The organism is Stenotrophomonas sp. 115C5 (assembly GCF_056861055.1).
Map to the genome: position 1 here is coordinate 109,832 of NZ_JBSPUQ010000014.1, position 8,002 is coordinate 117,833.

At 65.7% G+C, this 8,002-nt stretch carries 6 protein-coding genes and 1 pseudogene; 4 read left to right on the forward strand and 3 right to left on the reverse strand.

All coding sequences use genetic code 11. From position 1 onward, the window contains the following. Window positions 1–77: 77 nt before the first annotated feature. Complete coding sequence (locus AC13FN_RS15940; RefSeq protein ID WP_049435476.1) at window positions 78–935, reverse strand: EamA family transporter; 858 nt, start codon at window positions 933–935, stop codon at window positions 78–80. Between the two features lie 43 nt (window positions 936–978). Here AC13FN_RS15940 and AC13FN_RS15945 point away from each other — a divergent pair, with 43 nt between their 5' ends. Beyond that, window positions 979–1,650 carry a CocE/NonD family hydrolase gene (locus AC13FN_RS15945; RefSeq protein WP_197643734.1) on the forward strand — a complete coding sequence of 224 codons (672 nt, stop codon included), beginning with the start codon at window positions 979–981 and terminating at the stop codon, window positions 1,648–1,650. After that, window positions 1,647–2,747 carry a cell division protein ZapE gene (zapE, locus tag AC13FN_RS15950; protein WP_029380119.1) on the forward strand — a complete coding sequence of 367 codons (1,101 nt, stop codon included), beginning with the start codon at window positions 1,647–1,649 and terminating at the stop codon, window positions 2,745–2,747. The genes AC13FN_RS15945 and zapE overlap by 4 nt, the downstream gene beginning before the upstream one ends. Before the next feature lie 121 nt (window positions 2,748–2,868). Here the strand turns inward: zapE and AC13FN_RS15955 are convergent, their stop codons facing one another. Continuing rightward, window positions 2,869–3,705 carry a DUF2884 family protein gene (locus AC13FN_RS15955; RefSeq protein ID WP_478413174.1) on the reverse strand — a complete coding sequence of 279 codons (837 nt, stop codon included), beginning with the start codon at window positions 3,703–3,705 and terminating at the stop codon, window positions 2,869–2,871. A gap of 530 nt (window positions 3,706–4,235) precedes the next feature. On the opposite strand from AC13FN_RS15955, the gene AC13FN_RS15960 reads away from it, so the two are divergent. Beyond that, entirely contained in the window at window positions 4,236–6,638 is a 2,403-nt protein-coding gene (locus AC13FN_RS15960) for a ribonucleoside-diphosphate reductase subunit alpha (protein ID WP_049409985.1), read from the forward strand. A 145-nt stretch (window positions 6,639–6,783) separates the two neighbouring features. Beyond that, the gene (locus tag AC13FN_RS15965; RefSeq protein WP_008264781.1) at window positions 6,784–7,803 is read left to right on the forward strand and encodes a ribonucleotide-diphosphate reductase subunit beta; all 1,020 of its coding nucleotides are present in this window, start codon (window positions 6,784–6,786) and stop codon (window positions 7,801–7,803) included. A 99-nt stretch (window positions 7,804–7,902) separates the two neighbouring features. Here AC13FN_RS15965 and AC13FN_RS15970 read toward each other — a convergent pair. After that, a pseudogene (locus tag AC13FN_RS15970) lies at window positions 7,903–8,002 on the reverse strand (IS110 family transposase); the annotation flags it as partial.

Genomic DNA, 8,002 nt, shown 5'->3' on the forward strand with positions numbered 1-8,002 from the left:
GTGCTACAACACCCCCCCCCCCGCGGGGGGGCGTGCCCCGTGCGGGGTCCTGGGGCCCCCCACCCCGATGCACACGCTCATCCCCAGGCGATCAATCCGATCGCCAGCACCGCCAGCGCAAGACCCGCGCGGTTCCACTTCGTGGTCGCCTCGCCGAACGCGAACACGCCCACCAGTGCACCCAGCACCACCACGCCGATGTTCATGCCGGCGAACACGGTGGCCGGGCTCTCCGGCATCGACTGATGCGCGTGCACATAGAAAAGAATGTTGCCGCCATTGAGCAGGCCCAGCAGTGCACCCGCGCCGAGGTTGCGCCAGGCCAGCCGGCTGCGGCCACTGAAGTGCCGCCACAGCTGCAGTGCCAGCATCAGCACGAAGGCCACGCTGAAGCTGGCCAGCACCGCCGCCATCGACGGCGTGCCCGACAGTGCCACCTGCTTGAGCAGCACGTCGACCACCGCGAACCCGGCCCAGACGCCCAGCAGCCAGCCCCAGCCACTGGGTGAGGACGCCACCGCCGGTCCGCGCGGGCGCAGGCTGATCGCCACCATGGCGACAAGGCCCAGCGCCAGGCCGACCAACTTCCACGGCGTGGCGGTCTGGCCGAAGAACAGGAACGCGGCGGCCAATGACAGCAGCAGCGACAGCCGCTGCGCCACGTCGCTGCGGACGATGCCGGCCACCGCCACCGCGCGGCCCAGCACCAGGAAGATCGACGGCAGCACCACCGCCAGCGCCAGCAAGGACAGCCATGGCGCATGCGGCGCGCGCAGCGCGTCCAGCGGCGGCTGCAGCACCACCGCCGTCATTGTCGCGGCCACCAGATAGTTCCAGGTGACCATCTGCGCGACATCCAGCTGGCGGCGTCCGGCCACCTTCAACACCACCGAAACCAGCACGCTGCAGATCACGGCCAAGGACAGGTAGAGCATGGGGCGGGCACAGGGCAGGGGCAGGGGACGGTATCATGGTGCCATGCACAAGCCTTCGTTCCCCGTCGCCCCCGGCGAAACCGCCTGCCTCGAACTGGACGGCCCGGCCGGCCCGCTGGAAGTGGTCGTCGACCTGCCCAAGGCCGATGTGCCGGTGCAGCCGATCGTGGCCATCGTCTGCCATCCGCTGTCCACCGAGGGCGGCACCCTGCACAACAAGGTGGTCACCATGACCGCCACCACCCTGCGCGAGCTGGGCATCGCCACGGTGCGCTTCAACTTCCGCAGCGTCGGGGGTTCGGCCGGCAGCTTCGACCATGGCAACGGTGAGCAGGACGACCTGAAGGCCGTTGCCGCCTGGGTGCGCAGCCAACGCCCGGACGACCGCCTGTGGCTGGCCGGTTTCAGTTTCGGTTCGTTCGTTTCGTTGAAGGCCGCTGCCGCGCTGCAGCCGGAAGCGCTGATCTCGATCGCGCCGCCGGCCGGTCGCTGGGATTTCGATGGCATCGCACCGCCGGCGCGCTGGCTGGTGATCCAGGGCGAGCAGGACGAGATCGTCGACCCGCAGGCCGTCTACCAGTGGCTGGACACGCTGGACGTCCCGCATGAGCTGGTGCGCATGCCCGAGACCAGCCACTTCTTCCACCGCAAGCTGATCGACCTGCGCGGCGCGCTGACCCACGGCGTGAAGCACTGGCTGGGCGCAGCGGCATGAGTGCAACCGAGTTGACCCCGTCGCAGCGGTACGCGGAAGGGGTCGCCCGTGGCGACTGGCAGAACGACCCGGCCCAGCACGCGGCGCTGGCCGAGCTGGACCGCATCCACCTGGGCCTGCTGGACAGTGCCGAGGACGGCTGGCTGGACCGCCTGTCCTCGTTCTGGAAGAAGCCCGAGCCGGTCAAGGGCCTGTACTTCTGGGGCGGCGTCGGCCGCGGCAAGACCTTCCTGGTCGACCTGTTCTACGACGGCCTGCCGATCAAGCAGAAGTACCGCACGCATTTCCACCGCTTCATGCGCAGCGTCCACGAGCGCCTGCGCGAGCACCAGGGCCAGAGCGACCCGCTGGCGAAGATCGCCCAGGAATGGCGCAGCAACCTGCGCGTGCTGGTGCTGGACGAGTTCTTCGTCACCGACATCGGCGATGCCATGCTGCTGGCGCGGTTGCTGGAACGCCTGTTCGCCGAGGGCGTGACCCTGGTCACCACTTCCAACACGGCGGTGGAGAACCTGTACCTCAATGGCCTGCAGCGCGAGAGCTTCCTGCCGGCGATCGGCCTGCTGCAGCGCTTCTGCGTGGAGCTGTACGCCGAAGGTACCGAGGATTACCGCATGCGCGCGCTGACCCGCTCGCCGGTGTACCGAGCACCGCTGGCCGCCGACAGCGATGAATGGCTGGCCACGCGCTGGAACGAACTGAGTGGCGGCCAACCGGCCAAGGCTGGCAACATCGAGATCGAGGGCCGCAAGATTCCGGTCCGCGGCCGTGGCAAGAGCATTGCCTGGTTCGACTTCGCCGCCCTGTGCGAGGGCCCGCGCGGGCCCTCGGACTACATCGAGATCGCGCACGAGTTCAACACCGTGCTGCTGGGCGGCATTCCGGCATTCGATCGCCTGAACGAAGACGCCGCGCGCCGCTTCGTCAACCTGATCGACGAGCTGTACGACCGCCACGTCAACCTGGTATGCACCGCCAGCACCTCGCCGATCGAGCTGTATACCGGCCAGCGCCTGCAGGGTGCATTCGAGCGCACCGCCTCGCGCCTGATCGAAATGCAGAGCGCTGAATACCTGGGTACCCCGCACCGGGCGTGAGGGTAGTGCTGTTTGTAGAGCCGAGCCCACGCTCGGCTGCTTTTGCATGATGTGCCGAAAAGCAGCCGAGCGTGGGCTCGGCGCTACAAGCGCGCCTCGGCTCTACAACAGCGCCGCGTGGTTATCGGGAGGGCGCCAAGGCGTCGTCACGCGGCCGCTCATCCGGCCCGGCCGACACATGCAGGCCCGAGCCGGTGCCGTGCTCCACCCGCACGCTCTCACCGCGCTCCAGCAGCCGCAGCGGCTGGCCCTGGTAGCGCACTTCCAGCGCATCGTGGGCCTCTGCCAGTGAGCGCACCAGCGGGCACAGCGCCATCGCCTTGGCCTCCAGCTGTTGGCTGCGCGCTTCCATGCGGCGGTCGACCTCGGCATCGAGCCGGTCGGCGCGGCGTTCCATGGCCCCAGCGCGGCCGGTGAACACCTGCCACAGCACGCTGCGGGTCATCGACGTGGCCATCGTCTCGGCCATCTGCTCGATATGCGCGTCGAAGCCGTCGCCGAAGCTGTCCTGTTCCCAGTAGCCACGGCCGAGGCTGGCGTCGATCCAGTCCTGCATCTCGCCGCGCATCGCGCGCATCTGGCGGTTGCGGGACTTGCCGGTGATGGCCTCGAAGGCAGCGTCCAGCGCATCGAAGGTGACCCCGGAGACTTCGTGGGCCAGTGCGGTGGCCGCCGGCATCAACTGGCGGGCACCGGCCTCCATCTGCCGCAGGCGGGCGGCGTCGGCGGCGCTGACCGGCACCATGGTGCCGTCCAGGCTCAGCTCGCCATCGTGGAACACCACTTCATGCGGCGCCTGCGGGCCATGCCGCAGCCAGATGCCGCCGCTGTCCACCAGCACGTCATAGTCGGTATGGATGCCGCACTGGTCCGAACGCAGGTCCGGCCCCTCGGCGGCCAGCGCCGGGGCAATGAACAGGGCAGGCAGCAGGGCCAGCGCGGGCAACCACAAGTGCATCGGAGCATCCTTTTCCGGGAGCGAGTGGCCAGCATCCGCCGTCAGCGCGCGGGCGTCACCGGCCGGAAGTCACCCGTCCACCGGATTCCCACCGGCTGCCCACCATCTATCCACAGGGTTGTCCCTAGCCAGTTTCATCACTGTCATGTGAAGCTGTCATTGTTCCGTTTCCGCGGTGCGTTGTACCACCGTAATGACGCCTTTCGGGCTTGACTGCGCAGCCCGTTCCGGCAGGTCTGAAGCGTCTGATCCGGGCGTCGATGGCACGATCCTTGCGGCGCAAGGGATTGCCGAATTTCACTACATTTGGCGTTGACGGACCCCATTACCCCCACTATCTTGTGGCTGCCGGTCGCAGCAACCCCAATTCCAGGGGATGCCCGGGGTACCCATCCGCGATCGTCAACGGCAGTGGCAGGCGCAGGGTCTCATCCCCTGCGACGCCGTCCTGCCATCCTGGGCTGTCATGTCCCGGGCTGCGTCACCCGATGCATCGAGCACCCACCAATCACGCCAAGAGGACACACGCCGTGACCACCGAATCCAGCGCCACCATCGAGAAGGAAAGCGAATTCCTGTTGACGTCGCCGCCGACGGCCAACGCGATGAGTGTGACCAAGCGCAATGGCACGACCGAACTGGTGGACCTGAACAAGATCGTGCGCGCGGTGCAGCGTTCCTCCGAAGGCCTGCACGCCGTCGATCCGATGCGCGTGGCCACCCGCACCATTTCCGGCCTGTACAACGGCGCCACCACCCGCGAGCTGGACGAACTGTCCATCCGCACCGCCGCCCTGCTGATCGGTGAAGAGCCCGAGTACGGTCGCCTCGCTGCGCGCCTGCTGGCCAACTACATCGCCAAGGAAGTCTCGGGCCAGGAAATCTACGCCTTCTCGCAGTCGGTCAGCCGTGGCCACGAAGTGGGCCTGATCAACGACCGCCTGCTGAACTTCGTGCAGACCAACGCACGCAAGCTCAACGATGCCATCGACATCTCGCTGGACCTGAACTTCGATTACTTCGGCCTGCGTACCCTGTACGACCGTTACCTGCTGCGCCACCCGCACACCCGCAAGGTGATCGAGACCCCGCAGCAGTTCTTCCTGCGTATCGCCAGCGCGCTGAGCGAGGACGTGTCCGAGACCCTGGCGCTGTACAAGCGCATGGGCAACCTGGACTACCTGCCGTCCAGCCCGACCCTGTTCAACTCCGGCACCACCCACGAGCAGCTGTCCTCGTGCTTCCTGCTGGATTCGCCGCAGGACTCGCTGGAGTCGATCTATTCCAAGTACGGCGACATCGCCCAGCTGTCGAAGTTCTCCGGCGGCATCGGCGTCAGCTACACCCGCGTGCGTTCGCGGGGTTCGCTGATCAAGTCGACCAACGGCCACTCCAACGGCATCGTGCCGTGGCTGAAGACCATGGATTCGTCCGTGGCCGCGGTGAACCAGGGCGGCAAGCGCAAGGGCGCGGCCTGCGTGTACCTGGAAACCTGGCACGCCGACATCGAGGACTTCCTCGAGCTGCGTGACAACACCGGTGACGAAGCCCGCCGTGCGCACAACCTGAACCTGGCCAACTGGGTGCCGGACCTGTTCATGAAGCGCGTCGAAGCCGACCAGGAATGGTCGCTGTTCGATCCGCGCGTCGTGCCGGAGTTCACCGACCTGTTCGGCGAAGCCTTCGAGCAGGCCTACCTGCAGGCCGAAGCCCAGGGCAAGGCCAACCGCACCATCTCCGCGCGCAAGCTGTACGCCCGCATGATGCGTACGCTGGCCGAGACCGGTAACGGCTGGATGACCTTCAAGGACAAGTGCAACCGCGCCAGCAACCAGACCCTGCGTCCGGGCAACGTGATCCACCTGTCCAACCTGTGCACGGAAATCCTGGAAGTCACTTCCAACGATGAAACCGCGGTGTGCAACCTGGGTTCGATCAACCTGGGCAACCACTTCGACGAGCACAACGAGTTCGACTTCGAGAAGCTGGCCGAGACCGTGCGCCTGGCCGTGCGCCAGCTCGACCGCGTCATCGACCTGAACTTCTACCCGATCGAAACCGCCCGCCGCGCCAACCTGCGCTGGCGTCCGGTCGGCCTGGGCTGCATGGGCCTGCAGGACGTGTTCTTCCGCAAGCGCCTGCCGTTCGACAGCGCCGAAGCCCGCGCCCTGTCGAAGAAGATTGCCGAAGCGATCTACTTCCACGCGCTGGAAACCTCCTGCGAGCTGGCCCAGGAACGCGGCAAGCATCCGTCGTTCAACGACACCCGTGCCGCCAGCGGCGAACTGCAGTTCGACGCCTGGAACGTGGTGCCGGAAGACACCGCACGCTGGGATGCCCTGCGTGAGCGCATCAAGGAACACGGCCTGCGCAACTCGCTGATGATCGCGATCGCCCCGACCGCAACTATTGCCTCGATCGCCGGTTGCTACGAGTGCGTCGAACCGCAGGTGTCCAACCTGTTCAAGCGCGAGACCCTGTCCGGTGACTTCCTGCAGGTCAACCGCTACCTGGTGAACGAACTGAAGAAGCTGGGCCTGTGGACCGCCGACATGCGCGATGCCATCAAGCTGGCCGAAGGTTCCATCGCCGGCGTGGCGCAGATTCCGGAAACGCTGCGCGAGGTCTACCGCACCGCGTGGGAACTGCCGATGCGTTCGCTGATCGACATGGCCGCCGAGCGTGGCGCCTTCATCGACCAGTCGGCCTCGCTCAACCTGTTCATGGAAAGCCCGAACATCGGCGCGATGTCCTCCATGTACATGTACGCCTGGAAGCAGGGCATCAAGACCACCTACTACCTGCGTTCGCGCCCGGCCACCAAGATCGCCAAGACCACGGTGAGCAGCGCGGCCCCGGCCAAGGTGTTCAGCCCGGACGAAGCCATCGCCTGCTCGCTGGAAAACCCGGAAGCCTGCGAGGCCTGCCAGTAGCACCGCGCGGTGGGTGCCGACCGTTGGTCGGCACTCGAACACCTCGCACCTGTAGAGCCGAGCCATGCTCGGCTGCAGCACGGAAACACCCAGGTAGCGCCGGGCCACGCCCGGCGTTTTGACCCGAGAATTCAAGGAAACACCCATGGCCGACAAGCCCAAGCAGATGCTGCTCGATCCCGGTTTTGAACTGACCCTGCGCCCGATGCGCTACCCGCAGTTCTATGACATGTACCGGAACGCGATCAAGAACACCTGGACGGTGGAAGAGATCAACTTCCAGATCGACATCACCGACCTGCACAGCAAGATGTCGCCGGGTGAGCGCCACCTGATCCACCGCCTGGTCGCGTTCTTCGCCACCGGCGACTCGATCGTGTCCAACAACCTGGTGCTGAACCTGTACCAGCACCTCAATGCGCCGGAAGCGCGCATGTACCTGTCGCGCCAGCTGTATGAAGAAGCGCTGCACGTGCAGTTCTATCTGACCCTGCTCGACAACTACCTGCCGGACCCGGAGGAGCGCGTCAAAGCCTTCGCCGCGGTGGAGAACATCGACTCGATCAAGAAGAAGGCCGATTTCTGCTTCAAGTGGATCGACTCGATCCAGGACCTGAAGCGCATCGAGACCCGTGCCGAGCGCCGCCAGTTCCTGCTCAACCAGATCTGCTTCGCTGCCTGCATCGAAGGCCTGTTCTTCTTCGCAGCGTTCGCCTACGTGTACTACTTCCGTTCGCGCGGCCTGCTGCCGGGCCTGGCCTCGGGCACCAACTGGGTGTTCCGCGACGAGAGCGCGCACATGGAGTTCGCGTTCGAGTCGGTGCGTGTTGTTCGCGAAGAAGAACCGGACCTGTTCGACGATGAAATGAAGCAGCAGGTCTACGACATGCTGGCCGAAGCGATCGAGTGCGAAGTGCAGTTCGCCGAGGACGTGCTGTCCGGTGGCGTGGCTGGCATTTCCACCCGCGACATGCGCCAGTACCTGCAGCACTGCGCCGACCAGCATTTCGCCAAGCTGGGTATGGAAAAGAAGTACAACGTGCGCAACCCGCTGCCGTTCATGGAACTGCAGGACGTGCAGGAACTGACCAACTTCTTCGAACGCCGCGTCTCGGCCTACCAGGTCGGCGTGCAGGGCGAAGTGGCCTTCGACATGAACTTCTGATCGAACCGGTCAAGCCTGTCGCAACGAAAAACCCCGGCGATCGCCGGGGTTTTTTGTTGCGCGCCTGGCTTTTGTAGAGTCGAGATCCTATGTTCGTGGTCAAGCCTGCTGGAAGCAGGCTTGACCGACCTTCAGCATGGCCGGATCGAAGTCTCGGCCGCTTTTGAACACGCCCCAGGCGATCCTGGCCAGCTTCCTT

Coding starts and splice junctions, on each gene's coding strand:
- AC13FN_RS15940 (WP_049435476.1), bottom strand. CDS start 935: ATGCTCTACCTGTCCTTGGCCGTGATCTGCAGCGTGCTGGTTTCGGTG.
- AC13FN_RS15945 (WP_197643734.1), top strand. CDS start 979: ATGCACAAGCCTTCGTTCCCCGTCGCCCCCGGCGAAACCGCCTGCCTC.
- zapE (WP_029380119.1), top strand. CDS start 1,647: ATGAGTGCAACCGAGTTGACCCCGTCGCAGCGGTACGCGGAAGGGGTC.
- AC13FN_RS15955 (WP_478413174.1), bottom strand. CDS start 3,705: ATGCACTTGTGGTTGCCCGCGCTGGCCCTGCTGCCTGCCCTGTTCATT.
- AC13FN_RS15965 (WP_008264781.1), top strand. CDS start 6,784: ATGGCCGACAAGCCCAAGCAGATGCTGCTCGATCCCGGTTTTGAACTG.